This is a genomic window from Vibrio sp. Vb2960, from assembly GCF_033337665.1.
In the GTDB taxonomy this organism is placed as follows: domain Bacteria; phylum Pseudomonadota; class Gammaproteobacteria; order Enterobacterales; family Vibrionaceae; genus Vibrio; species Vibrio alginolyticus.
In genome coordinates this window covers 1-26,570 of record NZ_JAWORD010000014.1, presented here as the reverse complement: position 1 = coordinate 26,570, position 26,570 = coordinate 1, and the positions used below count along the sequence as shown (strand labels likewise).

At 41.9% G+C, this 26,570-nt stretch carries 28 protein-coding genes; 7 read left to right on the top strand and 21 right to left on the bottom strand.

What is annotated here, in order from left to right:
• Nucleotides 1-86: 86 nt before the first annotated feature.
• Nucleotides 87-1,802 carry an aspartate-alanine antiporter gene (gene aspT, locus R7O03_RS13455; protein ID WP_042523827.1) on the bottom strand — a complete coding sequence of 572 codons (1,716 nt, stop codon included), beginning with the start codon at nt 1,800-1,802 and terminating at the stop codon, nt 87-89.
• A 426-nt stretch (nt 1,803-2,228) separates the two neighbouring features.
• Here aspT and R7O03_RS13450 point away from each other — a divergent pair, with 426 nt between their 5' ends.
• The 6 genes from R7O03_RS13450 (at nt 2,229) to R7O03_RS13425 (ending at nt 10,444) form a co-directional block, all read left to right on the top strand.
• A complete protein-coding gene (locus R7O03_RS13450) occupies nt 2,229-2,441 on the top strand; it encodes a DUF1656 domain-containing protein (protein WP_005377106.1) in 213 nt (70 codons plus the stop codon).
• A gap of 10 nt (nt 2,442-2,451) precedes the next feature.
• Entirely contained in the window at nt 2,452-3,315 is an 864-nt protein-coding gene (locus R7O03_RS13445) for an HlyD family secretion protein (RefSeq protein WP_005377105.1), read from the top strand.
• 13 nt (nt 3,316-3,328) lie between these two features.
• Nucleotides 3,329-4,684 carry an FUSC family protein gene (locus R7O03_RS13440; protein WP_054579570.1) on the top strand — a complete coding sequence of 452 codons (1,356 nt, stop codon included), beginning with the start codon at nt 3,329-3,331 and terminating at the stop codon, nt 4,682-4,684.
• Between the two features lie 302 nt (nt 4,685-4,986).
• On the top strand, nt 4,987-6,642 hold the full coding sequence (locus R7O03_RS13435) for a hypothetical protein (protein WP_213896113.1): 1,656 nt from the start codon (nt 4,987-4,989) through the stop codon (nt 6,640-6,642).
• Nucleotides 6,643-6,851: 209 nt separating this feature from the next.
• Nucleotides 6,852-8,891 (top strand): carboxylesterase family protein, encoded by a 2,040-nt coding sequence (locus R7O03_RS13430; RefSeq protein WP_213896112.1) that lies wholly within the window; start codon nt 6,852-6,854, stop codon nt 8,889-8,891.
• Between the two features lie 101 nt (nt 8,892-8,992).
• Nucleotides 8,993-10,444, top strand: coding sequence for a phospholipase D family protein (locus tag R7O03_RS13425; protein WP_318131771.1), 1,452 nt, complete (start codon nt 8,993-8,995; stop codon nt 10,442-10,444).
• Nucleotides 10,445-10,502: 58 nt separating this feature from the next.
• Here the strand turns inward: R7O03_RS13425 and R7O03_RS13420 are convergent, their stop codons facing one another.
• From R7O03_RS13420 to R7O03_RS13345, 16 genes are all read right to left on the bottom strand, one after another.
• Nucleotides 10,503-12,161 carry an autotransporter assembly complex protein TamA gene (locus R7O03_RS13420; RefSeq protein WP_225496938.1) on the bottom strand — a complete coding sequence of 553 codons (1,659 nt, stop codon included), beginning with the start codon at nt 12,159-12,161 and terminating at the stop codon, nt 10,503-10,505.
• A gap of 336 nt (nt 12,162-12,497) precedes the next feature.
• The gene (locus R7O03_RS13415; protein ID WP_005377099.1) at nt 12,498-12,962 is read right to left on the bottom strand and encodes a DUF2846 domain-containing protein; all 465 of its coding nucleotides are present in this window, start codon (nt 12,960-12,962) and stop codon (nt 12,498-12,500) included.
• Nucleotides 12,963-13,131: 169 nt separating this feature from the next.
• A complete protein-coding gene (locus tag R7O03_RS13410) occupies nt 13,132-13,758 on the bottom strand; it encodes a LysE family translocator (protein ID WP_033907480.1) in 627 nt (208 codons plus the stop codon).
• A gap of 327 nt (nt 13,759-14,085) precedes the next feature.
• A complete protein-coding gene (locus R7O03_RS13405) occupies nt 14,086-14,712 on the bottom strand; it encodes a LysE family translocator (RefSeq protein ID WP_005387183.1) in 627 nt (208 codons plus the stop codon).
• 129 nt (nt 14,713-14,841) lie between these two features.
• On the bottom strand, nt 14,842-15,195 hold the full coding sequence (locus R7O03_RS13400) for a DUF1428 domain-containing protein (RefSeq protein ID WP_005387184.1): 354 nt from the start codon (nt 15,193-15,195) through the stop codon (nt 14,842-14,844).
• A gap of 97 nt (nt 15,196-15,292) precedes the next feature.
• Entirely contained in the window at nt 15,293-15,898 is a 606-nt protein-coding gene (locus R7O03_RS13395) for a hypothetical protein (protein WP_170893431.1), read from the bottom strand.
• An 81-nt stretch (nt 15,899-15,979) separates the two neighbouring features.
• Nucleotides 15,980-16,276 carry an antibiotic biosynthesis monooxygenase family protein gene (locus R7O03_RS13390; RefSeq protein WP_031781322.1) on the bottom strand — a complete coding sequence of 99 codons (297 nt, stop codon included), beginning with the start codon at nt 16,274-16,276 and terminating at the stop codon, nt 15,980-15,982.
• Nucleotides 16,277-16,419: 143 nt separating this feature from the next.
• Nucleotides 16,420-16,707 (bottom strand): putative quinol monooxygenase, encoded by a 288-nt coding sequence (locus R7O03_RS13385; RefSeq protein ID WP_158173947.1) that lies wholly within the window; start codon nt 16,705-16,707, stop codon nt 16,420-16,422.
• A 137-nt stretch (nt 16,708-16,844) separates the two neighbouring features.
• Nucleotides 16,845-17,486: an alanyl-tRNA editing protein gene (locus R7O03_RS13380; RefSeq protein WP_262606998.1), complete on the bottom strand. Its 642-nt coding sequence runs from the start codon at nt 17,484-17,486 to the stop codon at nt 16,845-16,847.
• Between the two features lie 142 nt (nt 17,487-17,628).
• On the bottom strand, nt 17,629-18,174 hold the full coding sequence (locus R7O03_RS13375; RefSeq protein WP_054579576.1) for a GNAT family N-acetyltransferase: 546 nt from the start codon (nt 18,172-18,174) through the stop codon (nt 17,629-17,631).
• A 253-nt stretch (nt 18,175-18,427) separates the two neighbouring features.
• Nucleotides 18,428-18,991 carry a sugar O-acetyltransferase gene (locus R7O03_RS13370; protein WP_005389307.1) on the bottom strand — a complete coding sequence of 188 codons (564 nt, stop codon included), beginning with the start codon at nt 18,989-18,991 and terminating at the stop codon, nt 18,428-18,430.
• Between the two features lie 131 nt (nt 18,992-19,122).
• Nucleotides 19,123-19,536: an RDD family protein gene (locus R7O03_RS13365; RefSeq protein WP_053304369.1), complete on the bottom strand. Its 414-nt coding sequence runs from the start codon at nt 19,534-19,536 to the stop codon at nt 19,123-19,125.
• A gap of 141 nt (nt 19,537-19,677) precedes the next feature.
• The gene (locus R7O03_RS13360) at nt 19,678-20,286 is read right to left on the bottom strand and encodes a pyridoxamine 5'-phosphate oxidase family protein (RefSeq protein ID WP_005389306.1); all 609 of its coding nucleotides are present in this window, start codon (nt 20,284-20,286) and stop codon (nt 19,678-19,680) included.
• A 143-nt stretch (nt 20,287-20,429) separates the two neighbouring features.
• Entirely contained in the window at nt 20,430-20,831 is a 402-nt protein-coding gene (locus R7O03_RS13355) for a DUF2007 domain-containing protein (protein WP_053350308.1), read from the bottom strand.
• A gap of 560 nt (nt 20,832-21,391) precedes the next feature.
• Nucleotides 21,392-21,757: a T6SS amidase immunity protein Tai4 family protein gene (locus tag R7O03_RS13350; RefSeq protein ID WP_250154242.1), complete on the bottom strand. Its 366-nt coding sequence runs from the start codon at nt 21,755-21,757 to the stop codon at nt 21,392-21,394.
• Nucleotides 21,758-21,908: 151 nt separating this feature from the next.
• Complete coding sequence (locus R7O03_RS13345; protein ID WP_031781316.1) at nt 21,909-22,430, bottom strand: GNAT family N-acetyltransferase; 522 nt, start codon at nt 22,428-22,430, stop codon at nt 21,909-21,911.
• A 249-nt stretch (nt 22,431-22,679) separates the two neighbouring features.
• On the opposite strand from R7O03_RS13345, the gene R7O03_RS13340 reads away from it, so the two are divergent.
• Nucleotides 22,680-23,159, top strand: a complete 480-nt coding sequence (locus R7O03_RS13340; protein WP_021033918.1) for a hypothetical protein — start codon at nt 22,680-22,682, stop codon at nt 23,157-23,159.
• A 200-nt stretch (nt 23,160-23,359) separates the two neighbouring features.
• On the opposite strand, the gene R7O03_RS13335 is transcribed toward R7O03_RS13340, so the two are convergent.
• The 4 genes from R7O03_RS13335 to R7O03_RS13320 all read right to left on the bottom strand — a co-directional run bounded on the left by R7O03_RS13335 (nt 23,360) and on the right by R7O03_RS13320 (nt 26,480).
• Entirely contained in the window at nt 23,360-23,746 is a 387-nt protein-coding gene (locus R7O03_RS13335) for a hydrolase (protein WP_318131770.1), read from the bottom strand.
• A gap of 624 nt (nt 23,747-24,370) precedes the next feature.
• Nucleotides 24,371-24,892: a GNAT family N-acetyltransferase gene (locus R7O03_RS13330; RefSeq protein ID WP_318131769.1), complete on the bottom strand. Its 522-nt coding sequence runs from the start codon at nt 24,890-24,892 to the stop codon at nt 24,371-24,373.
• Nucleotides 24,893-25,029: 137 nt separating this feature from the next.
• Nucleotides 25,030-25,377, bottom strand: a complete 348-nt coding sequence (locus R7O03_RS13325) for a hypothetical protein (protein ID WP_318131768.1) — start codon at nt 25,375-25,377, stop codon at nt 25,030-25,032.
• Nucleotides 25,378-25,493: 116 nt separating this feature from the next.
• A complete protein-coding gene (locus tag R7O03_RS13320; RefSeq protein ID WP_318131767.1) occupies nt 25,494-26,480 on the bottom strand; it encodes an RES family NAD+ phosphorylase in 987 nt (328 codons plus the stop codon).
• Nucleotides 26,481-26,570: the final 90 nt, after the last annotated feature.

Below are 26,570 nucleotides of genomic sequence, written 5' to 3'. Positions count from 1 at the left end.
CTGAATTTATTATTTAGTAAAATTTGGATAATACTTCCCCTACCGCCTATTTAATTAGGCGATAAGAGTGTTCGAATTTATTTAAATTACATGCCTGCGTTTAAAGTAATAATGCCGACAATAATTGGACCCCATAGGGTAAGCAGTACATTGGCGACTGCATAAGTCACGGTGAATGAGAATACTGGTGTTGCATTACCTGTTTTTTCCATTAAAGCCGCAAATGCTGGGTTCGCACTTCGTCCACCTGTCACACAGCCAAGTGCTTCAACTGGATTCTTAATCTTCAATACAAAATATGAGAAGAAGAACGAAATAATCTGAGGGATAATCGTTACACCCATGCCAAGGAACAACAGAGACATACCGTGTTCTTTGATGGTGTCGACCGCTTGAGGCCCAGCCTCAAGGCCAACAATGCCCACAAATGCTGCCAAACCGAAATCTCGAATAAAGTTCGCGGCCCCCACAGGAAACTGAGCAACATGCGGATTGCGGCTACGCAACCAACCCACAATCAAACCTGAGATCAAACAACCTGCACCAGAACCGATAGTGACGGGAATACCAGCAATCTTAAAACTGATTAGACCAATTAATAGACCCACCACCATGCCCATACCAAGCACGACTAAGTCAGTCACGTTTGCTGAGCCCATTCGCTGACCAATGTTTTTCTCAACGCGATTGATGTCTTTTGCGGTACCTGTAAGCTGGATGACGTCATTTTTCTTCACCACAAGATCCGGCGTCATTTCAATTGAGTTGCCTTCACGAATATAGTCTGTCACATAAATACCGCGCATAGAGCCTTGGTTCGAAGCCTCTTTAATCTCTTGCAGCGACTTACCAATCAGTTTGCGGTTGTCTGCGATCAGTTGACGGTTTTCTTCAATAACTTCATAGCCTTCTGGAAGTGCAATCTCGTTGTCAGCCAAACCATCTTGCAGCTGATGTACTGCATTACGGCGACCTGTTACAACAATGACATCCCCTTCTTTCAGTGCTGTGAATTTGTCCACGTCTAGCACTTTGCCATCGCGTTGAATCAATTCAATACAAGCAGCCAGAGCGTGTTGGTTTAACTGGGCTAAGGTTTTGCCTGCTAGCCCACCATCTTTGCTCACTTTAAATGCTCGTGTAACCAGCGCTGTGACAGCGTTGAACTCACCCGGCGCTAAATCACGCTTACCATTTGAATTTTTCTCTTCTAGCGCAATCGCTTCTGCTCGGATATCCCACTTCATCAGTGTTGGGAATACCCATGTCACCATCAGAATTGGACCAAGCGAACCAAAGATGTACGTAACTGCGTAGCCTACTGCGACGTTGGTCTGCATTAGGTGCTTCGCTTCTTCTGTCACACCACCAAGACGTGCGATCGCATCACCCGCTGTACCGATGATTGCCGATTGAGTCAAACCACCAGCTGCAAGGCCTGCTGCCGTACCTCTGTCTAGATCAAACATCCAAGCTGCTGCTAGTACACAAAGCAGGCCAGACACCGTCATCACTACAGCAGAAAGTAGAATGTTGATGGTTCTAAAGTTCAATGCTTTGAAGAACTGCGCACCACCTTGATACCCTACTGCGTAAATAAAGAGCGCAAAGAAAATGCTTTTTACGCCGGGATCAATATGAACACCAAATTGCCCAATAATTACACCCATTAATAATGTTCCGGCAACACCGCCAAGAACAAATCGACCAATGGTAATTTTACCAACCATATAACCGAGAGAGAGCGTAATAAAGAGAGCAACAAATGGTGCCATGTCAAAAAGATTAGAAATAATTTCCATGACAATTTTACTCTTACTAATAAATATAAAACTCAAATAATCTAACGAATAATCTGTCACTCATATTTGTTGGATTATTTAATTTAAAAAGCATCTCGTTTGCTTCGAAGCGAATATTAGGAACAAAACCTCACAACTCGTAATCCCATTTGAAGGATGAAACCATCACTTCGCATATTCAAAAGCAAAAATCGATCAATAATTGTCGAAAATTTAATAACTTAGCGTTCTGCAATGAACACCAGATAAATCGCAAAATAATTTTATTTTTGTTTTCGCGCTTCAAAAAGCGGTTTGGTTGCATCATTCCCTCTATATAGCGCATAACACCTTTCGTTTGATGGATTAGATCCTCCAAAAGCGATTATCACGGATGCCATCATTTGCCTTATCTTTCCATTCATCAAGTTAATAGAGAAAAACACCATGAACTCAATGCCACATGAACTTGTGTGGGGCGAAGTTTACTTCCCACCCTTGTTGCTGGTTATTGCATTGGCTTACATGCTCACCATTTTGGTCGGAACCGTTGCTACAAAACTGGGACTCCACAAATACGTTGCATTTCCTGCACTCGCAGAGCTAAGCCTAATTGTGATTTTTACTGGCGTTATTGGTCGATTCATTACGATATTTTGAGGCAAATTCCGTGATAAAACGTTATCTCATCACACTGCTACTACTGTGTTCCGCTGGCACCGTGATTTTCAGCTACTACCAATCATACTCTGACAACCCTTGGACTAGAGATGGCCAAGTTAGCGCGCACATCGTTTCTATAACCCCCCGCGTAACAGGACAAATCATCCAAGTCTACGTTGAAGACAATTCGCAAGTGAAACAAGGCGATTTGCTGTTTGAGATTGACCCAAGCATCTATAAAGCGGCGTACCACAAAGCGCTAGCAGCTCAAAAGCAAGCCATTGCATTACTAGCAAAGGCCAAAAATGAAGAGCAGCGAGCACTTAAGTTAGAAAAGCGCACACCTGGCGCCGTACCTGTACTGACATTGAATAACCTAGACAATGCAGTGGAGACAGCCGTTGCCAACGTAGAACTCGCGAAAGCCAATGTTGAAGAAGCCAAGCTAAACCTTGATTACACAAAAGTTTATGCGCCAACGAATGGTTATATAACTAATTTGAACTTACGCGTCGGCTCTCAAGTCGTCGCTAACTCCCCAGTCGTGGCTTTGATTGATGAAGACAGCTTTTGGATCGAAGGATATTTCAAAGAAACGGATTTAGTTGGCGTTGATCCACAAGATAAAGCCTACGTGACCTTAATGATGCACAATGAAGCTGTGTTGGAAGGAAAAATCAAAAGCATTGGCTACGGCATTGCGAAACAAGATGGTAGTACTGGTAACGATCTTTTGCCCAATGTGAACCCTAACTTTCAGTGGATACGCTTAGCTCAACGCATTCCAATTAAAGTTAAATTAGATCACTTACCGAAAGATTTTCAACTACGTGTTGGTATGACGGCCTCTATCAAAATCATCAAACAATAATGCGGTGGAATGTATGTTTAATGCCTCAACCAAAGAAGCAATCAAAGCTGCACTGTCTATCGTTATCGCGATCTGCCTTGCCTTATGGTTTCAATGGGAGAAACCGTATTGGGCAGCGATCGCAGTCGCGGTAATGGCATTAAATGAAAGCTTCGCTCACTCGATAAACAAAGGTCATAATCGCTTATTAGGAACCCTCCTTGGCATCGGTTATGCCTTTTTCCTCATCACGACGTTTTCTCAAGATCGCTTTTTGTTTCTCACCTTCTTCACCTTGTTTTTAGGTGCGTGCATTTTTATGTCGAGCGACGAAAAGTATGGTTATGTGTTCTCTATCGGTTTTGCTGTGTGCTCCATCATCGCATGTATGGGAGGATTTGATAGTCAAGCAACGTTCCACTTCGCTGTTCTTCGCATGCAAGAGACTATTCTTGGTGTGATCACGTTTTCTGTTGTGTACCGATTAGTCTGGCCAGTCAGTACAGAACAAAACTTCATTCAACGTTTTGAGGCCAGCAGAGAGGCGATGCTTAACGCTATGAAATCGCCCAATGATATAGATATTGAAGCTCTTGAGACCAACACCGCCAACATAGAAAAGTTATTCCAACTGGTCGGCTTACCACTTACTGGCAGCTACCACTTGAAAGAACATCGTCAGCTATGGCGTGCGCGTTTAAATGAGATGGCACAAATCCAAGACCGATTGCTAGAACAAGCAGATAAATCGCAAAGTCGTGAGATCGATTGGCCAACGCTAACGCAGCAACTTCAAAGCTTTGATATTAAAAATCCAAGTACGTCGCTCATTGGTCACGTTGCTTATGTTATGCAAAGAGAGAAAAACACGGTTTGGCATCACGAGCATCGGACCTTCATCCAGCATTTGAATGAAGACGGCAGAAAGGTACTGCAAGGTGTCTCCATGTTCGTGACGTCGCTGTTGATCTGGATTTATCTTCCTGTGCCCGGAGGTTTCATTTTTCCGATGCTAGCAGGCGTGTTCTCTTCAATCGTTCCTACTATGCCACCAAGCATTATTAAAGATGCATTTTTTGGTGTGATAGGCACTGGCACGGTGATTCTATTGCAATACATTTTCCTAATGCCAATGATGACCGAGCTTTGGCAGCTTGGGCTATTCTACTTCATCAACATCATCGTGATTTGGAAGGTATTTTCCACACCAAAGCTGATGGTACACAGAATTCTAGGTATTAACTTATTGGTTGTCTTGACATCAGGAGCGCTCAATTTAACCCCAGCGTATCGAATTGAAACGCCCTTGCTGATGCTGGTAAACATTATGATTATTTTGATGATTGCCAAGTTGTTTACTGATCTGTTTCGTGTTCGCGTTACGGTCTAAGCGTCACCTCCGTTCTTGAAACTAAAGCCCTGCATTGCTTCTGCTCTGCGGGGCTGTTTGTTTGTGAGCTAGCCATTATTCCTCCGTAACCCATAAAGCGAGGATAGTATCCATCAAAAGCGATTAACGGTATTTCTCTTCACCTCATAAAATCCTCTCATTGATTCACGAAATGCAATCGAAAACTCTGCATTCACAACGTCAATCACAGCAAACACATCTATTTAACTGAACAAGAAGTTCAGTGACACATTAACTGTCTGAGTCTCGAAGGTTTGAGACTATTCAGAGTGGAAACTGTCATGAGTTTTTTTGAATTACGCGCCGGCAAGACGTCTTCTCTTACTGTGCTCGCGAGCGCACTAATGCTTACTACCCCCACTTTTGGCTTCGCCGCTGAAGAGACGACGACCTACAACGAAGTAATCGAGCAAGGCCGAGCACTGTTCGACAAATACGGTATCAGTCATGATTTACCAAAACTGGCCATCAGCTCTCTAGTTCAAGGCGAGCATTTGGTCGAGCATGCCCACCGAAGTGTTAAAATCGGTGATAGCGTTCGCGATTCGTCCGTCTACTTGGTCAAGAACACCGATAACAAAGGCAACATTGATCTGCGTATCAAGTACAACCCTGAACAACTCGATGAAAATGAAAAAGTACTTGATGAGATCGAAGCTTTCACACGAACAGAATACCGCCTTCGAAACTACGCGGAGAGTTTTGATCCGTCATCAGTAAGAGCCAAAGAGGATCAGAATGGTAATGTGATCATCAGTTTTAATTACTCAAAATACGGTCTTCCTCAAGATATCGCCTACTTTCGCTTTTTAAGCGTTGATATTGAGTTGGTTAATGGTGAACCGAAACGTATGGTCATTACCAACGATAAACCGTTCACACATCACAACTACCAAGTGGATTCTTACGATCAAGAGATCCTCTTCCAGAAGTTAACATCAGGCAAAATTGCGATTGCCAGTAAAAACACCAAGATAGTTGGTTCAAAGAAAAATAAACCCCTCGAAATGATGAGCAGCGTAAAACCGGTAGCGATTTATGAAGATAAGCTTGGCGTGCAAGTACTAGACGAAAAACGCTTGAATGAGGTCTCTGATCCACGCATGCAAGAAGCCAGTGTTAAGCTAGACCGCGTTTTTCCTTTAATGGGTGATATGATTCGTCGTCAAGGTATCGATTTGCCTCTGCCGTTTGGTGTATCGCTAGCGTATCGAAATCAAGATATGAATATTCCATTTAATGATTTCACGATTGAAGGCATCGGCCTTAATGAATTGTTTGATCCAGAAGACAGTGTCGGCATCGTGAGTGCTGAGAGCATGACGCTTCGTGGCGATGTAAACATCCTGCCATTTTGGAATGTATTTGGTTACATCGGAAAAGTTAATGTCGATGCCAATGTTGATGCCGCCTACACGGGTGAAGGTGGCCAGTACATAAAAGATAAGCTGAACGATAAACTGCCAGGATTAGGTGATAAGTTTTGCGATGGTTTATCTGCACTTTGTAGTCGCGGACGCCTAGACGTGCCGCTGCATTTGGAATATGACCTTCGTGGTATAGGTACAACCCTTTCGGTTGGCTATAAAGAATTCTTTGCTTCTGTCACTGGTACCTATTCGCAAACTCGCTTAAAGGGCTTAGATGATTGGGGCGATGGTATTGTTACTGTACAGCCGATGTTGGGTTATCAACTTGTCGATTATCGCACGCAGTTCTTTGTCGGAGCAGAATATCAAGGACTGGACGCTCGAATGGACGGGCATGTAAAAAGTGGTGATATCGAATTCGATTACGACATTGGTGTAGATCTTAATCAATGGGCGTTTTTGACTGGTTTCAATAAGCAAATCGGCAAAAACTACAACCTGACCTTTCTCTATAACAAAGGGGAAACTCGAGAGTCAGTAACCTTAAATCTTGGTTACCGTTTCTAGCTCTCATAAAGAGCCCGCCCCTAGACGATGGTAGGACTGCATCCTACAAAGGCGATTACTGAAACTGTCGCCGATGTCCTACCATTTGAGCCATCAATTCAACAAGCCATCCAACCATTCACGGATTAATGCCAAAGCGTCAGGACGTCGCTTGTTAGATGCCGTTTAACATTTTCGGTGTACGCACCAAATGACTTTTGGACATAACAATGACTTTACTCAATCGCTCAACTTTAGCCATTACCATCACTCTTGCCTTAGCAGCTTGCAGTGATGACTCTGGTAAACCTAGCGTTCCTAACGGCCCGAAGCCACTACAACCGTTACCGCCAGAGCAAATCGCTTTGGAAATTGGTGATGCGACCATTCAAGCGACCAAAGAGTCCCTTGTCATCACGCCTCTTGATGCGGATGAAAAACTGGCAGCGGTAGAGGCGTTCAAAGGTATCCAGTTTGCGCAAGCAGACCGCTTTCAGCACAGCATTGCGGTCCCACTTGAAGGCGATATTGATGCGACTCAGTTCGGTGATGCGTGTCCGCAATTAAAAACCACGACACAAACGCAATCAGAAAATTGTTTGAACCTAAACATTTGGCGACCTGCCGGGACAGAAGCGTACGCAGATTTGCCAGTTTATGTCTTTATTCACGGTGGAGACTTTGAATACGGCGCGGGCTCAGAACCGCTGATTCATGGTGATATGGTGGTTGCACAAGGTGCTGCCGATGGTAACCCGTTTATTGCAGTTACTTTTAACTATCGTTTGGGCTTGCTAGGCAGTGTTTGGATCGATGGTTTGGACAACCCTGAAGGCGGTAACTTTGGTCTAGGCGATCAAAAACACGCGCTTGAATGGGTTCAACAAAACATAGAGGCATTCGGCGGCAATCCGCAAAACGTGACACTCATGGGTCAAGGTGCGGGTGCCATGTCGGTGGGAATTTTACAGCAATCAAAAGGCGATGCTGCAATCGCAGGTGAGCACTTTCAACGTGCCATCATGCAAAGCAACCCTTACGGCTTTGAATATAAAAGTTACGATGTTGCCAAGAGCCAAAGACCAGAGCAAAGCGTTGAAGATCTTGCGTTACTACCACTTGAAGAGATCATGAAGGTACAAAGCGAGATGCTTGATCCTATTCAACGTCTTAAGAACTGGGTACTGACCGCCGTGAATATTCCGGTTATAAGCCCAACACGCGACAACAGCCCATTAGCTACATTGATGCCATTTGCGCCTTACATCGAGCATCGCCCACCAGCGTTTCTAGTGAAAGAAGTACCAGGCTATCACTTTACTGAGCAAGCCATTGAGAGTGAATGGATCGTACCAACGGTAATTGGCTCTAACAGCGCAGAAATCAATACTCTGGGCATGCTGCCGAGCCTGACATTTTTGATCCCAACTATCATTGAAATCTTGAGCCAAGAAGCACCAGAAATCATTGAAAGTGGTGACGAAACCTTAATCGTCGAATACATGGTTGAGTGGCTAGAATCGGAAACGAACTTAAACCGTTTACGCACCGAATATCGTTCATTACTCAGCGATTCAGCTTCAATTGAACTCGATCTTTCTGACTTATTGGAACTGCTGCCTAGCACCGCTTATGAGGCGATGACTAAGTTGTTCTTCGGTTTGGGGAACTCCGATTCAACCACGGAGTTACTTGCTCTGGCTGACTTCTTCCCTAACCATGAAAGCGAACTGAATGGCGCGGCCAAAAACATGCAGCAATTCAAAACCACGTTGCATGATTTGCTCTTCACGGGTCCAAACCGTCATAAAGTTTCAACTGAAGAAGCAACAGGAGCAACGCCAAGCTTCTACTACTTTGACTACAAACCTGGATTCAACGTATGGACTTACAACACCAAAGGTGAAAATGGCGATCTCGACGTTGGCGATTTACTCAAAAGCATCAGTTGTATTGTGGGCGCTTGCAATGCATCGGAATTACCATTTGTGTTTAATAAAGCATTAAAACTCGATGGTTCAAGTGTTCGTCCAGGTAGCAAAGACAAAGCAATGATGAACGAACTCTCTCGTATGTGGTTTAGCGAACGTTTATTTGAGGACTTCCAATACAGCAGTGCGACTGACCGAGTATTGCTGATCGATAACGATGGCGGCATTCAATCCACGCAAGACTGGGACAATGCTCATCACTCAGGCATCGATCCAAAACTGCGCCAAGGTCGCCTCAACGGTCTCGAGGAACTCGGGCTGATTCTTAGCCACATGTAACGTCATCTTCAGTCACTAAAAACTCGTTACCGAATACCTAAAAGCCAGTTCGCTGGCTTTTTTCATCCTTATTCCTTGAACATAATTGGGAAGGTTTACTCATGTTTCCTAACGCCCTTCGTGCTCTGCTGATCTTTATCTTCAGCGTGCTATTGGTTGGCTGTGCCCAACCCTACCCTCAAGTTGAACCGGATTTTGAAGCCAATTGGCAAACTACTCAACATCAAGCCGAAGTTTACTTAATTCCTACCGCTCCAGAAGCCTTTGCTCGTCGCGTAGAACTGGTTAGAAACGCTCAGAAAAGCATCGATATGACTTACTTTTCTTGGGAGAGTGACACGCTTGGTTTGATGCTACTCAATGAACTCAAGCAAGCAGCAGATCGAGGCGTGCAAATTCGACTCACTCTCGATGATCTATTGGTTTTTAACGAGAAATGGCTTGCTGATCTCAGCGCTCACGACAACATTCAAATCCGTTTATTCAATCCGTTTGATTCACGTAAGTCAGGTTGGATTGGTCGCGCCGTCAACTTCTCTACTCATCAACAACGTTTGGACAATCGTCTACACGAGAAGTACTTCAACGTCGACCATCAATGGATGATTCTAGGTGGACGTAACATTGGCGACGACTATTTTGGTTACAGCCGTAAAGCCAACTTCTTTGATATGGACGTCTTGTTCAAAGGCAGCATTATTCGAGCGTTCGACCAGAACTACCAACAGCTTTGGGACAGCGAGCATGTTACCCCAATAGAAAACATCGTTAACGTTACCCCAAACTATTCCGCGTTTACTAAAGCGCTTAATAAAGGTGAGAAAGACAAAAGCATCATTCTGGCGGAAGTTGAAAAACAGGTTAAACACCTGACCAGTCCCGACTTCATCACTGCGCAAGTCACCCCCGTTTTCGACTCATTAAACAAGTTAGAAAACAACAAACCCTACTTTAGAAAACGTGCAGAACACCAAGTTTGGCAACAAATAGCCACTGCGTCTAAAGCCGTGATATCAACGCCTTACGTGGTACCAAATGATGGTGAATTTGCCTTTATTGATACCTTGATGGAGCAAAAAGCGGACATCACGTTAATGACGAACTCGTCTGCATCTAATGATTCTGGCTTTATTCCGGCTTATTACGAGAAGCACCGCCAAACCCTGTTGGATAAGGGCGTTTATATACTTGAGTACAAAAACCAAGCGAAAAATGACGACCATTACTTCCACGCGGATACTTATTATCACAACAAGACGGTGATACTCGATGATCGGCTGACTTATATCGGCTCATCAAACTTCGACCCAAGATCGGATTTCCTCAATGTGGAATTTGGTGTGTTGGTCCAAAGCGAAGCCTTTGCAGAACATGTCATGCACTACTTAACTCGACAACAAGATGAACTGTTTTGGCGAGTATCTCGAGATGGACAAGGCCAAACTCAGTGGCAATCAATGAATGAGATCCATACTAAGAATCCAAACTATGGTGGATGGCATAAGGCACCTAACTGGATATTCAAGAAACTGAATGGTGAGTTCGAACTCTAAACAATCAAGGCTTAAAAAGGCTCTCTATCTGCAAGGATGAGAGCCTTTTTAATGCCCGCTAAAACTGCGTGCCTAGCGAAAAGTGAACGCGGAATTGGTCTCCTTGAGGAGCATCTAAACCATAAGCAAAGTCCACTTTGACGGGCGCGTATTTTGAATTCCATATCAAACTCAACCCTGTACCGCTTTTCCAATCCACCCTATCGTTGAAGGCATCACCAACATCATAAAATGCCCCAAGCCACAGTTGGCGGTAGACCTGATATTGATATTCCAACCCAGCAGTAAACATGTAACGAGCACCGGTTAAATCGCCATTTTCGTCTCTCGGAGAGATGGATTCATAACCATAACCCCGAAGATTGCCATCACCTCCCGCAAAGAAACGTAATGATGATGGAATATCGCTCAAAGTGTCAGCGACATTAATGCCAACATTAGAACGAAAGTGAAACTTGTGTTTTTCACTAATGTCCCAAGACAGAACACTATTGCCCTCAATACGCAGCAAACGAGAATCGGAGAAAAAATTGGGATCCGAATATTCCAATGAGTAAACGTGACGGTGCTTTACTTCTAATTGATCGTTCTTGCGATCAAGCAGTGAAAATGTCACCCCCGGTAATAACAACTGTGATTCGTTATTCTCCGACGCTTGTTGATAACTTTCTTGCAAATAACGAACGTGCATGGTGCTTTGCCAATCACTGTCTAACTGCCAGTGTTTTTCAAACGATAAATCATTAGAAAAACTCGATGTGTCTCGATAGTCGACATGCTTAGATTCAAACTGAATCCCGTAGTAATCCGTTAGAACATTTTGGGTGGGAATTTTATAACCTAGTAATAGCGATTGTTCCGGTTTGGAAGCGTACGCTTGTGCCTCAAAACTGTGTCCACGTGCGTTATACCAAGGCTTGGTCCAGTTCAGCGAAGCGCGTAATCCCAAGTCTGTCGAATATCCTCCACCGACTTGCACAATATTGCGTGAATTCGGCTCTGCGAGCACTTCTATCGGCACCTTATAGCCATCGGATGTCTCCTCGAAATCCGCTTTCACAATCACACTGCGAAACCAATCAGTATTGGAGAGGTCGGCCTGATATTGACTCAATTTCAAAGTGTCAAAATCGTCGCCCCTTTCAAATGTTCTCATCGCTTCTATTCGTGCCGTTTCGATACCCGACGTAAGGACAGACAGCTCTCCAAATTGGTAACGAGAACCACTAGAGAAATGCAGATTCACATGGGCTTGATTCACACTTGGAATGACTTCCAAAGACGATTCGATAAAACGTCCATCCAAGTAACCTTTTTGCTGAGCCAATGAAATCAAGTTTCGCTTTAGCGTATCGTACTCAGAATGAAGCAACGGCTGCCCTTGTTTAAGTTGAGCTTGATTAATTAGTTCGATGAAATCCTGATCATTACTGGCCTCTCCCGACACAGCAATATTAGATTTTTTGACCAACATCACCTCCCCAGCGTCAACCTCAAGCGTGATGAGATCGTTCTCTGATCTCTGAACATTGAGCTCGGAATGATAGTAGCCATAAGGGTTTAACGCATTATTAACCATCTGCGTTAGTCGATTTGAGGTAATGTTTGAAACAGAGAGTTTCGTTAGTGGTGTAAGGTGACTTTCAAGATTTTTCTCTAATATTGGTGTTAGCCCTTTGATTTTAAATTGCGCTCCGAGTGCATGATGTAAAGGCATAGAAGCTAAAACTGATATACCTATTATTTGTTTAATGAGAGGAGACACACCGCTACCTAGTTTAGCAATACACTCGACAAGGTTAATGATGGAATGGCATATCTGTTAATCGCGTTTGTAGGATTGCTCCCTACGAAATCCTCTCGAAAATTCACGTTTCACAAGTAGATTCTTTGAACAATAAGTGGGCTCAAGCTAGGAGGTGGCAAATCATGCGGTCTGAAATAGGTATACTGTTTGCCAAAAATACAAAACCCAACGCTGAATGGATCTCATCAAGCGTTGGGTTACATTGATAATGTGTTTTTTAATCTAAAAAGCGGTCTGTTTGTAAAACTAGATCGAAGAACAGTTTCCTTTTTCTGCCATGTCGACTTTTAGTACTTCGGCTTTACCTTTGCTTTCGTCCACGAGTTCTACGCCCGCACCACCAACAAATACACCCATTTTAATGTATTGATTAACGAAATAATTACGGCCCTCTTCTGTTAAGATAGTTAAGTGATTTTCAGAAAACTCAGACTCTGTACTTACTTGATGTTCTTTATTGCCTTCGACCTCATGGTAGAAGAATACACCAGGAGCGGTTTCACCAATACATTCCCCATCGACGTAAACATACTTTTTAAGCGCTGCTCCGACAAAAGCATCTTCTCGGTAAATGTAAATCCCTGCGTTCCCCTTTTGAGGTGCTTCAAATGATTTCATTTGATTTGATACTGTCGAATCAACAGTAGGAACAGAAGCACAACCTGACAAACCCAAAAGGAATGCGGAACACAGAATTACTTTATTTTTCATGTTATTAACCTAGCTACGATAAAATCGCGCCAACCATACTATAAATAAATACGTTCACTTATTGGTATTTTTGAAATTTGTGATTCAACCTATGCAATAGCACTCATTTAACGTATAGATTGAGCAAACATTAGCCATATAATAATCACGAGAATAAAATGCCCTGTATCTAACGATCACTAAATGCCACTTTACTCGCTAGACTGATAAGTAGAATACCTGAAACACCTTCAAGAGTTCTTGAATAACGCTGAGAGTGTGGACGACTAAATACCCAATTACCCACAGATGCGTACAAAACGTTACATGTCGTCGCAAGTACGCTGAACAGCAAGCCAAGTACTAATAATTGCATTGATGTTGAGCTTGCAGACGTATCAATAAATTGAGGCAGAAACGAGAGAAAGAATAGCGCTACTTTTGGATTCAAGACGCTGACGATAACCCCCTGAACAAACACATTTTTATTATTATCAACATTTTTGTTTTCAACGATTTTACTTTCTCCACGCCACATAGACAGTAATGACTGAACACCTAAATAAACTAGGTAAGCGGCCCCTAACCATTTAACAACGCTAAAAGCCAAAGATGAACTCAGAATTATTGCTGACAAACCTAAACATGCCGCTAGTGTATGAAAAAAGTAACCAATACCAAGCCCCAGAGCCGCTTTCAGCCCAGCAGATAATTTACCTTTCATTGTATTGGAAACAATATAAATTACATCAGGTCCAGGAATCATGTTGATAGCGAGACAAGCGACAACAAATAATAATAGTGAGTTTGAATCCATTCTTTTCTCCAAATTAACGTCTTGCGGGATAACATTTCATCGAACTACAAGTAATGCAACGTCCAGGTTTCAATTGGTTATATTTAGTATTAACAACACGTTACTAATACTACAGCACTGCGCGAAGAGCACAATCATGAACAGTGATACGAATTAAATTATGGGCCTTTGTTAGCCCTTTGAATGATAATATTTAGCATCGTTTGGTTGTAAGCTTTTTCTAGCCAGCAGCTCTTATGGAAGTTAACAAATCGGCTACTTAGTATACTTAATAGACCGTCAAATCAGATAGATTATCTATTCTTATTTCTTCAAGCCTTTTTTGCTTCATTTTCCTGCCTCACTAAGCAGCAACTTAATACTTGCCACACCAAAAAATAACGCGAACACGCCTTCAAAAACTGCTTTGAATCTGAGATAGGTTTGCCTGACCTTTTTATACGCGAAAAGAAAAGCATAGCCAAAGAAAACCAAAGCACTAACCAGCCCTACAACAAAAATGACCGACAACAATTCCAACGGACTGGCCGTAGGAGGAACCCCTATCGAATAAAGCGCACCAAAAAACAGAATAGCCTTTGGGTTAGTTAAGTGAATTAACACTCCGGTTAAGTAGTTACCCTTCTCTGTCGTTACGTATGTTTTGGGTAACTTTAGCTGCTCGATGTTGCAGGCAGAATGTACGGACTTTAAAGCCAAATATAAAAGATAAAATGCCCCACAATATCTAAGAATTTCAAAAAGCCAAACATTGCTATAGAGTATGGTTGCGAGACCAAAAGCGGCTGAGGTTGACCAAAATAAAGACCCCGTTAAAACACCTGCAGCCAAATACCCACCAAAGCGCCGACCGTGGTTCATTGACGTGCCTGCTATCGCAAGAGTTGCAGGTCCGGGGCTAGCGATGGCAGCGATAGCTGATACGACAATCAGTGAATAATTTATCTCTTCCATTTTTACTCTAAGCCTCCAAATGGAGTTTTATCAACACTTATCGCAGAATAGTCTATTGAACGTACATCAGAAGCGTAATACTGATTAAAACACCAAGTATCACGAATCGAGTTGAGATTATTTGGTATTTTACTGCTCCAAAATAACATCAAATCCGCCATAAATGAGACGCTTTCCATCAAAGGGCATTGGGTTATTGTCTGGACTCATTCGAGGATCACCCATGATCCGCAGCCACCCTGAGTCTCGAACTTCTTTTGAAGGCCAGACTACCCACGAAAACACAACGGTTTCGTTGCTTTCAGCGTTAACTGCCATGGGAAATGATGTGATCTCACCATCTGGTACTTCACTCCCCCACGTCTCAACAACCTTTAAGGCCCCAAACTCCCTGAACATTTCTGCTGCTATTTTTGCGTGTGCGATATACTTTTCTTTATTCGCTGTCGGCACTGCAGCGACAAACCCATCAATGTATGACATAAGTAAACTCCTTTCATTGGAGTTATAACCATAGCTCAATAAAAAGAATGCACATGATGCCAAACCATAGAAGCAGGTACGTAATACAGCTTGAGAGCTACATTCCTAGCTTGGACTTTATATGCATATTTGAAAGGTATGTGTTTGGATCAAGCTTGGTTAGCATATTTATAATCTCCAAAACACTCGAATACTCAATACGTTCCTCTTCAGCATGCCCGATCCCACCTATTGTAAAGTGAGTAAAGCGGTAATCACGATAAACGTTTTGCAGCTGGCTAGAAATATCTTTGAGTAATCTTTTACTGAGGGCGAATGCAGGGTATTCACTACTTTCTGAAAGCTCTGCTGTAGAGCCAATAGATACAATATTGCATTTATCGTTAAGTGAACCTAAAGCGTTAAGCTCATTGACTAAATTAAGATACCCAATCGGACCAACATTCATAAACTCAATCAGTTCGTTTGTTGTCAATTCTGAAGACTCTCCCCACATCGACGCCAAATAAACTATGATGTCAAACTCTACACCTTTGAAGCACGTATAATCTGGTTTTTTACCGGGATCAACGTCAATACAAACAGAGGCGACTCCCCCCTTAACTAGCTTTGATCTAGAAATCGCATAAATTTCTGTACCCTGTAAGTTCGTAGCCAAGAACCTTCCTAGCCCTTTACTACCTCCAACGATTAAAATCTGCATAACCCTATTCCTTGATTAAGGTTGTCGTTCATATTGTCCGTCAAACTGTTCATTAGGCATCACTTTAACGTTTCTATTGCCCTACTTAGTTCTATCTTCAATTTCATCGAATGGTTCAACTGAAATACGCTCTGCAATTTCACTCATCTTCTTCATTTTTTCTGGGTTACTAGTTCCCCAAAACCGCTCCCAGTCTTCACGTGTTCGCCACTTGGCAATAGTTAAAACCTTTTCCGGTACATCGTAAGAACGAAGCATAAAACTACCAAGCGCCCCATCTACTGACTCATGAATTGAATCTGTCGTCGAACGCCATATATTTTGAAACTCATCCATTTTTTCACTTGGCACACGCCATTCATACACAACTCTAAACATAACACTTCCATTAAAATTTCTAGATTTAATACGGCAAAGTATCAAGAACACTAAGCCAGGTTAATAGATGAATAAAGCAACATAGTAGAGCGTAGAGCAATCTAAAAAACAAAGCGTAAACGCTCTAAATCACTCCGATTCGATTAGTCATGCACACATTCAAAGATTTCGTATTGCCGTTTAACATTGGCTGTTACTTTTCCCCAATGTGAGGCTTGAACTCTTTCCTGATGTTGTTTAAAAGAGGCTTTGTCGACGAACTCCTCATAGACATCAAAACGAAACGGATTAGTCGAGCTTTGAGTCACAAGAAAAGTAAGGCAGCCCGACTCTTCTAACGTGAGCCTTTTGTGAATTATTAACTCATGTTTTACTAATTCTAAATCCTTTTCCGGAACTAAAATAAAGCCTTTCAATGTTACTTTCGACATATCATCCTCTCACCCCTGTAACCTTTCGTTCAGAAGTAGCCAACACGCCCTCAATCTCAACCTTCATATCGCAAATGTGAATCTCACCATGAATTAAATGCCACGTGTTAGGAATCTATTTCTAATGCCCTATCGACTTACGAGCATAAGGTTATCTCTACCCTTTCTTTGCCTTTACCGATGTTCTTGCGTTTTAATTGAATTTGGCCGACTTCTGATGTGCGCTTTAAGTGAGTGCCACCGCAAGGCACTTGCGCAAACCCATCCACTCTCCAATACCTTCTTTCACTCTCTTGATCGGAAAAGTCACTAAAAATAACTGAATCAGAGTTAATCAAATCTTGCACATCAGTTTCAATTTCTTTCAATAGCGGGCCAATACTTTCAGACCACTCGAAATCTATGCGACTCTTATTTTCAGAAATATGCGCGCCTATCTTAACAATGCCTTCCCGACGCTGATAAAACATCTCGAGCACCACTTCAGCCGCAAAGTGTAGCTTCATTAAGGCGTATCTACGCTTCCAATCAATACTCGTAGTTACAATGTCACCAAGAGTAAAATTTGGAGAGGATTCCAATGTGTAAATAAGTCGAACACCTAACTTTTGAGCAATCAAAACCGGAATACCATTAATCGTTCCTTTATCACTCTCTTGGCCTCCAGACTCTGCAAAGAAGATAGTCTGGTCCAATTCAACCTTATTTCCGTCTACATTGGTCACTCTTGAGTTAAGTTCTGTTTGGTAGGGATTAACCCAAAATAATTTCTCGCTCATGCTGCTATCCTTGCAGTAAGTCCTATCCTTGATAGTACATTCAGTGACCACCAAGTCAATTCAAGAAACCTCACCGTCAAATGTAAGGCTGTGTATAGAGCACGAGCAGGCTAGACCTATTAGATGCGTTTAAGGCCGGATACTAAACGCTGTCTAGGGGTTTAGCTAACAACCCGTAAATTGCGGAATCTGAGACTACTCCATTCACTTCCCAACGCTGCCTTAGGAAACCTTCCTTTATAAAACCTAACCGTTCCAAGACTTTACCTGAAGAAGTATTGTCTGGATCTATCTCAGCCTCGATTCGACGTAGATTCAGTGTTTTGAATGCGTGTTCGATTAATGCAGTTCCCGCCTCTAATACCATGCCTTTACCCCAGAAATGACGACTCACGCCAAAGCCAATTTCTGCGCGCCTAGACTCTTTCACGTGATTAAACAGCATTATCTTACCCAGAAGTTGGCCATTGCTCTTTAGGAAGATGCCTAGTGTCACTTCTGTATTGCTATTCATGGCCTGTGTACTCTTGGCTATAAATGTCCGCGCTTCTTCAATTGAAACCCAAGGGCCAGAATTCCAATATTTCATGACCTCATGGTCTGAGAAGATGTCAAACAATTCGCTTGCATCATCTTCAACTAGCTCTCTTAGAATTAATCGTTCCGTTTCAATCTTTGTTACTAACATTTTGGAGCCAGCCTTTTGGTTTGTTATTGGTGACGAAAATACAATAAAAGTGTGAGACACGTAATACAAATGATTTCGTATGAGACTTTTAAACAAGCTCAACGCACGGTAAAAGCGCCACGTGTCACGATTCTATATTGAAGCAAATTTTAGACATTCAAGTGCGTCAACAAGTAACCGCTGAACGCATCAAAGCTTGGAGTGAGTTGATCATAAGTCCTAAACTCAGGCTCAAAATAGTCCATATACTTTATTATCGCTTAGTGACGATTTCCTTCAGTACTCTGGCTGGGTTGCCACCAACAACGACATTGTCTCCAAAACTCTTTGTAACGACTGCGCCAGAGGCTACCACCACGTTGTTCCCAAGTGTTACGCCAGGGTTGATTACGGCATGGCCACCTATCCAACAATTGTCACCAATGTTTATGGGCTTTGCTAGCTCTAAACCACTGTTCCTCTCGATAGGATCTAAGGGATGAGTCGCAGTATAAATTCCAACTTGAGGCCCAAGTAAACAGTTATCACCAAACTTAACTTCCGCAACATCCAAAATCACACAACCAAAATTAGCGTAAAAATTATCTCCAACGTGAATGTTGGATCCGTAGTCGCAATTGAAAGAAGATTCAACATGAATATCGTCACCTGTTGTGCCGAACAAGCGCTTAGTTATTTGAACTCGCTTTTGTTTATGCTCAACAGACGTGGCATTCAATTTTTCAGTTAGTAACCTAGCGCTCAACCTTAACTTTAATAACTCTTCATCACTTGGGTCATAAAGCTCACCTGCTAACATTTTCTCTTTTTCTGACATAAAACTTGGACTCCAATACCAATTTTCTTACAACGCTACATTAAGTATGTGAGTAACGCTACCTCCTAAGCGAGGCTGTTCCACCACGAAAACAAAGCCCGACTTGAACCCTAGTCCTCAGCGCTATCAATTTAGTGCACTACCACCACCGTTCTCACTAACTTATCACCGAGACGTTGCCTCTTTTTACCAAGAATGAAAATTGAGTCAATAAAACCGAAGAATGGAGTAATAACATTTCGAAAGAGCGACTGAAAAATATTGCACTTTTTACCCGTTCTTGCACTTATAACTGCAATGCCCAAAAGTTTTTTACCCACACTTTGACCATTTGGTAAACAATCAGAAAAAAGGTAATACGATACAGTCGCAGTTACTGCTGTAGCGCGCACAAGCTCTTTTTCAATACCGATTTCTAAGCCGACCCATAAAACGAGAGTAAAAATGCTAAAACTGACAAAAAGATCAATCATTTGTCCAACACACCTAACTCCCGGACTAGCCAAAACGTAATGTTCTAGAGTAAATTTTCCTGCATTTTTCATTTTAAAATTTGGACTAACAATTGTTTATTTGTGAACTAACGCTATTAAGACAGTAACATCCCCACTAAACCTAATCCATACTTCCGCAGAGTACGGTCGAACCTGATTTTTCTATCTTTTCAATATATTACCACGCTCGTTCTAAAGGCTAGATTGGTAATATTTCAACATCTCTTCTTGATTAAGCGCTTTACTTTCTAACTTTTGTTGATCTTTAAAGATTTGAGCTAATGAGGGGAGAATTGAGCGATTTACTTTATAGTCATCAGACCAAAGTTTCCCTCTCATCACCGCTTTCGCACAATGAAAATACATACTCTCTATGACTATTTTGATAACAACCTTAGGATCTTTACTTCCATCGGGGCAAGCAGATATCAAGTTGGCGTCGGTGTGAATACTTGCGATTCCTTTAATACGGAGCACTTCATCAATACCATTTACCATCAATAACAACCCTACCTTGGGGTTACTAATGATATTTTTTAGACTATCGATACGATTGTTCCCCGAGCTATCAGGGAGCAACAATGTTGATTCATCTAAAACTTTTACGAAGCCAGGCTCCCCTCCTTTAGGAGAAAGATCGATATACCCTTGTGAATCAGCGGTACTTAGAACTGCAAAATGGCAGTTATTAATTAATGTAATCGCATGAACATCCAGCACAGGCAGAGCTTTATTTTTAGCTCTCGCACTTGGCTCTGCGTAAATTTCTTTTAACTGCTCTATTGTTTTAATTTCACTCATTCAATGTTATTCCTTCACTATCGTATAATGCTTTGCTTGTAAGCAAGCAGTAACTCTGACTTCTTGTATAGGCACTCGACATAACTCATCGTAAAAATACTACGAGTACAAATTATCTCTTTAATACCTTGTTATCTAAAGATTTAAAGTTTTTCACTAAACTCCCCACACTGCTTACACTTATAACCATGCTTGTAAAAAAACAGTGGAAAACCCAGTAAAATAAAAACTAAGAAAGCTGGGCGTTTACCTTTTGTAAATGCAAATAGATCTTTACTACCACATTTAGGGCAAACGTCTTTTTCTTCATCAACGTCAACTTCATTTCCCAATGATTCTGAGAAATCGCTACTAAGTATTTGTTTCGCATCTTCTGCATCACTTTCGTCCACCATCAGACGGACGCCGCCTATTGCATTTGAATAAAGCCACTGAGTATTTACCGTGTACTCGTCAGCGATGTAACTTTCTATTCCGACACTATCTAGGCTTGCTCTCGCAATATGAGCTTCATGAGGAAAAGAAAACCTTGCTACTACAATCACATATTACTCCTTGTGGGAAAACGCGCTCGTAAGGTATAAGAAACGCTAATTGGAAATGCCATGTATGGTACGCTAGCCTGAGCCGTTTGTTGTACCTAATCACCCAACCACAACTATTGAAACTACATCGACATCAAAACCACATGAAAAAATAACGGCAAACAAACAGCCATATGAGCCATATCGGTGCTTGATACGTTTTTCAACTTTATCACGAGCACGACCATAACCCACACTGTAGCGGACGCTAAGCCTAGATAATTATCTAAGTCATTGTAATAATCATACTTATCAAGGAAAGATAGAAAATTACTCTCTTTAGTTTCCACCGCCTTTCTAAGCACCTCATTTGCAATTGAGCAATAGTATTTCGAGAAACTCAGGAGAGTGAACTGAACGAGTGTTGCTACTATTAAAAATATCTTCATATTTACATCACCGCATAATGCCCCGCTAAGAGATGAGTAATTCAATACAGAAGCCACTAAAAATCATCTTCATCACTCAACGTATTGCGCCGTAAAAATACCACACGTTGCGAATCAACTTTGAGCAGTTTGTTATAACTCTGATTTCGCATTAATGTATAGCTTATGCACATCGTCTGAATTAGAAAAGTCTATACAGTAGGCCAATTTGATCACGTTACCATTTTTTGATTTGTAAATAGCCATATCATATTTTTCCAATAGCTCGCTAACCCCAAAGAATGACTCCAAAGGAAGCTCGGAAAACTCTCTGTAGCCTTGCATCGCCGTTATCGCATCTTTCGCAACAGCTGATCCTTTGTAATTAGTCGCAATGCAAGATGAGAGAGCGAAGTTTTTAAACAGTTGCTCATCGCTTTGAATACTTAGTGGATTCGCGGCCTCTCCTACACTACAAAGAGCAATACTTATGATGGTTACTAGTACTCTACATTTCATAAATTAAACCTTTGCTTCCTAAGAGTTACAGCACATTATTAAGGAGTGAGTATCACAATACAAAACTGCCCCACATCACTTAAATCAACTCATAGTGAAAATGCCATTTGTAACCACTCTTGTTGTGAACCAATTATTAGCCCACTACAGACTAATACATATACCCTAACCAATCTATATGACCAACAGCCCAAGTTTTGCCGCTGATAGGTTTAACATATAAATCATCTAGTTGCTCTACAGCGACACCGTAATTTTTATGTTCGTGAACTCGCAACCAAGAACTTAGAGAGTTAAGGCGCATATAACCATTAGCCACATAAAAACGTTCCAAATCGGAGACTAAAATGATGAAGTCGACATCTTTAGTGGACGCATACTCGCTGAGTTGAGACAACATTTTTGTGCCAATACCTTGTCTTTGAACTGTGCTCTCGACACAAAAGTCACTCACACCTAATACTTTATAAATTTCATCACCAACGCGAACAGCTCTGTAGTCTAATCCCATGTAACCAACTAACTGATCACCTTCGTAATTCAGAACTCTCATATGCGGGAGTTGCTTATAGTAAGAGCGAGTAACTTGGTGTTCAGGAAACGACTTGTTTCTAAGAGCTTCAATTGCATTATGCTGCGCTTTAGATAACTCGATTTCTGGGTAAATATCCATATTTGACCTTTTGGTTACGATCCCTGTCGTTGAGTTTAACTCCGAGCGTGTCCTAACCTTGTGGGACATTGACAAATACATAGAGTTTCTCAAAACACTACTTACAACATTTTTACTGCAAACCAATCGAAGTTGCTTAAGAACAAACACTACTTCATAGCAATGCCTACGGACCAAGCATTTGCAGCTTCTTACCCACACCCTATTCCGCCATCTGGAATTGTTTTAATTACACAACGTGGGTACTCAATGTTGGTAAAAGCATTTACCGATGATTTTTCATGGCAAGTCCAAGAACAATTGGCAGATGCATATTTCGAAGCACAGAGAGTACTATCATCGGCGGAGCAACTATTAAACCAAGCTAATTTGCTAGTTCAACATGACCAACGAATTAACAACTTAGAAAAGGCTCAGTTAAATACACAAGCTCACATTTCTAGAACAAATGCCGAAGTTACAAAAGCCAATCAAAAAGCCGACGATGCATTTAAAGCGGCAAATGCTGCATTAGAGCATAAATTTGGAGATAAGGATTACTACACAGTTATCGCTTATTGTAACTCTAAAAATATCCCAATCATTCTGACCTTAGCAAAAGCTAAAGGGTTGGAAGCTAGAGCTTACACCCAAAAAATTGGAGGTAAGATCAATAAAGTTCCTGATGAACGTTGGGGACAAGTAAATGCGTATCATATTGCAGTTTTAGACCACGTTTTTAAACAGTGATTTATATCGGGAGTCCTCTGCTGAGGGCTCCAATTCCCCGTAATAAGGCTAACGCCCAGCTAAGGGGTGAGCAACGCAATACAAAAGCCGCCGCAAGCCGCCTTAATCACTAAAATCAACGCATGGTGAAAATGACACGCGTTGCGAATCCCTCTTGAACAGTTTGTTATGTGCGTACTTACGTTATGCACCAAACTGTTTTATACGCTTAGCGCCAATAAAAACTGATACTTACTTTGTTGAAGTAAGTCTAAATGGCGCTCAAACATGGGTACGCCATTGGATAAAGAAAGGTGGTAGACGAGTCCATTACCGACATACACCCCAACGTGTGCTCCGTATGAGTCAGTAGAGTCGTTGTACATCATGATATCTAGCGGCTTAAACTCAGTGACCACCTCACTAAACTCCGAGTCATCCCACCATTCACTAGAACGGTAGTTAGGTGGATTTAGACCGAAGTCTCTGAGCAGGTTATAAGCAAAGACCTGACAGTTAGCTCCAAGCGTTAAGTCTGAATCATCTTTGCAACCCGGAATGCGGGATGAAACGTATCTTACATTTTTGAATCTGTCGGGAATATCCATTTCCATTTTCTCCCAAAGCACATAACGCCCTGTTAAGGGGTGAGCAACGCAATACCAATGCCGCCGCATACCACCTTAATCACTTAAACCAACGCATAGTGAAGATGCCACGCGTTGCGAATCCCTCTTGAACAGTTTGTTAACTGAGCGCCTTTCAGTTTTCGCCGATTTTTCAGCCACTTTCGCCAAAGCTCGTTTTGCTAATTAATGATTAGCAAAGCTAACTCAAATATGTGTTTAACAAAAAAATTACCGTTGATCTTTAGTTTGAAATGCGTCTCACAACACCATACTTCGGCGATGTAAGTGCGCCGAACTAATCGCGAACGCCTTATATTATTAGAAGGCTTTATGCCGCCTTTCACATCAGTAAACTTAAGTACCAAACTGAAATTAGTCGCATTACCTCAGCTAAGGAAACCGACCGAACACGCTAAACCTCCGAACCTAGAAACCGTATCAATGTGCTTTCGTATTTTCTGTGCCAGTTAACGCCGCATTAAGGTGTGAGCAACGCTACCACGAAACTTAACCGAGCCACCTTAAACACAAAACCCAACGATGGAATGAAAAATTCCATGCGTTGGGAATCACTCTTAAATACTTTGTTAGCCCTGTGGTTGACTAGTACATATAACCTAGCCAATCAAAATGTCCAACACCCCACTGCTTATCTCTGAGTGGTTTCACATACAGTTCATCAACATGCTCTACAGCAACTCCAAAGTTGGTGTGCTCGTGAAGCCTTAACCAAGACTGCATGCACTGAACTTTGTTAAAGCCATTTGAAGAGTAGAAATCATCTAACTCAGATATGAGGATTATGAAATCAACGTCTTTAGTTTCTGCAAATTCTGATACTTCTGACAACATAAAAGAGCCAATACCTTGCCCTCGATAACGTTCGTCAATACAGAGGTCGATTACGCCTAGAACCTTATGTATTTCCCCACCGACACTAACAACGCGATAATCCAGTCCGAGATAACCAACCAGCTGTTCACCTTGAAAATGAAGGGCACGCATATGAGGTAACTGCTTAAAGTAAGAACGACTTACTTGGCTGTCTGGAAAAGCTTGATTTCTTAATGCTTCGATTGCCTTATGATGCAATTCTGAAACATCTATTTCTTGTACGATTTCCATATCGTTTCCTCGAAAAGGGCTAACGCCCTGCTAAGGGGTGAGCAACGCAATGCCGAAGCCTCCGCATACCACCTTAAACACATAAGCCAATGCATAGTAAAAATGCCACGCGTTGCGAATCACTCTTAAACAGTTTGTTATGTTCGTACTACAATGTTTAGCGCAATTACATCAAGTTGCCCTAACTCATTAAAGTTCAGCCGAAAGTGCTTGTAGCCTTCGTCGCAATTGATTATTTCTGATTGGACATGTTGCTTGAGCCAAAGAGATGAGCATATTTCATAACAGCTGTCGTCTCGCTCTCCCTCAAGTAAATCAAATACCATCTGCCACTTGCATGCGACGTAATCGGCAAAATATAGTTTTACCGTTTTTTCCTGCCAATCTTTAAACTCAGCTCTTAAATCGCCTTCTTCTTGATGGATTTCAGGATATTCTGCATCTGCAGTAGAAAACCCCAAATCTAGTATTTTAACTGTTTCCATATCCCTTCCTAGCCCAGAGAACATAACGCCGCATTAAGGTGTGAGCGGCGCTTGGCTATACTTGAGCGAAGCGAAACTGCCAAGCGTTGCGAATCACTCTTAAATGCCTTGTTAGGTTAATTTTCGTCTGGGTAACGCTTTACGTTTAAAAGTTCGCACGCATTGCCAAGGCTAAAGTTTTGATTGAGAAAGACAATATTAAAACACCCAGCGATAGTGCGAGTTGATGGATACTTGATTGCATCAAGCCCTGCATACTTTGCACAATCAGCGACAAACCTTGAAAACAAATACTGGGGCTTGTACTGCCCTTCATCGTTGTGCTTTGCGCTCACTAAAGCTGAATAGACCATAGTATCGAGCATATCACTATGCTGCGCGTGGTTTTCGTACGTAGCAGTTAAATCGAGGATTTTCACTGGTTGATTTATACAAATCTCAGCCATATAGCATGGAACCCTGCGCATTTCTTCATAACAAGTACGCATGTCACTACCAAGGTAAAATGCAGGTAAACCAGAATGGTTATACCTACCCTCTGAAGCAAATGCTTTTGGAGTAACATCGAACTCCTTTGGTGCGACCTCAGTGATTTGAGATGCAGCTCTTGCTCGATACAAAGGCTGTGGAATTTCTGTAGGAGCTGCGTTTTCAGCTAACTCTTGAATAGCTTGAAATACTGACTCTGCAAACTCATGCTTAAGCATCACAAAGGGCGACTTATGCGCAATTTCCATAAGTTCATTTAGGATATCTTCGAAAGAATCAACAGGCATAAAAGGTAGTTCATAAGGATAGAATCCACCTTTCAACTGCTCTCCACACCTTGGACAATTGACTAACTGCATAAACTTTAAATAATCTTCTGGTGTGTAGCACTCTCTAAGTCTGGTTGACTCATAAAAATGATCGATATCCATAACATTGCTTTGAAAGTCTATCGCATTTCCAGCATTTGGCCATGCTTTTAGAAAGTCATCAACACAGAGGTCACAACAAGCTATATCCGCTGAAAACCAAGAATCGCATTCAGATAAAAACAGGTCTTCTATTCCGTACATATCCAGCTCTTCAAGCTGTTCTCTTTCTTCAATTGTTAACATAACATCCCATTAACCTAACGCCGCGTTAAGTGGTGAGCAACGCATACCACCGCACTTAAACCATTGTGCCGTAAACACTAAAGCTGAATC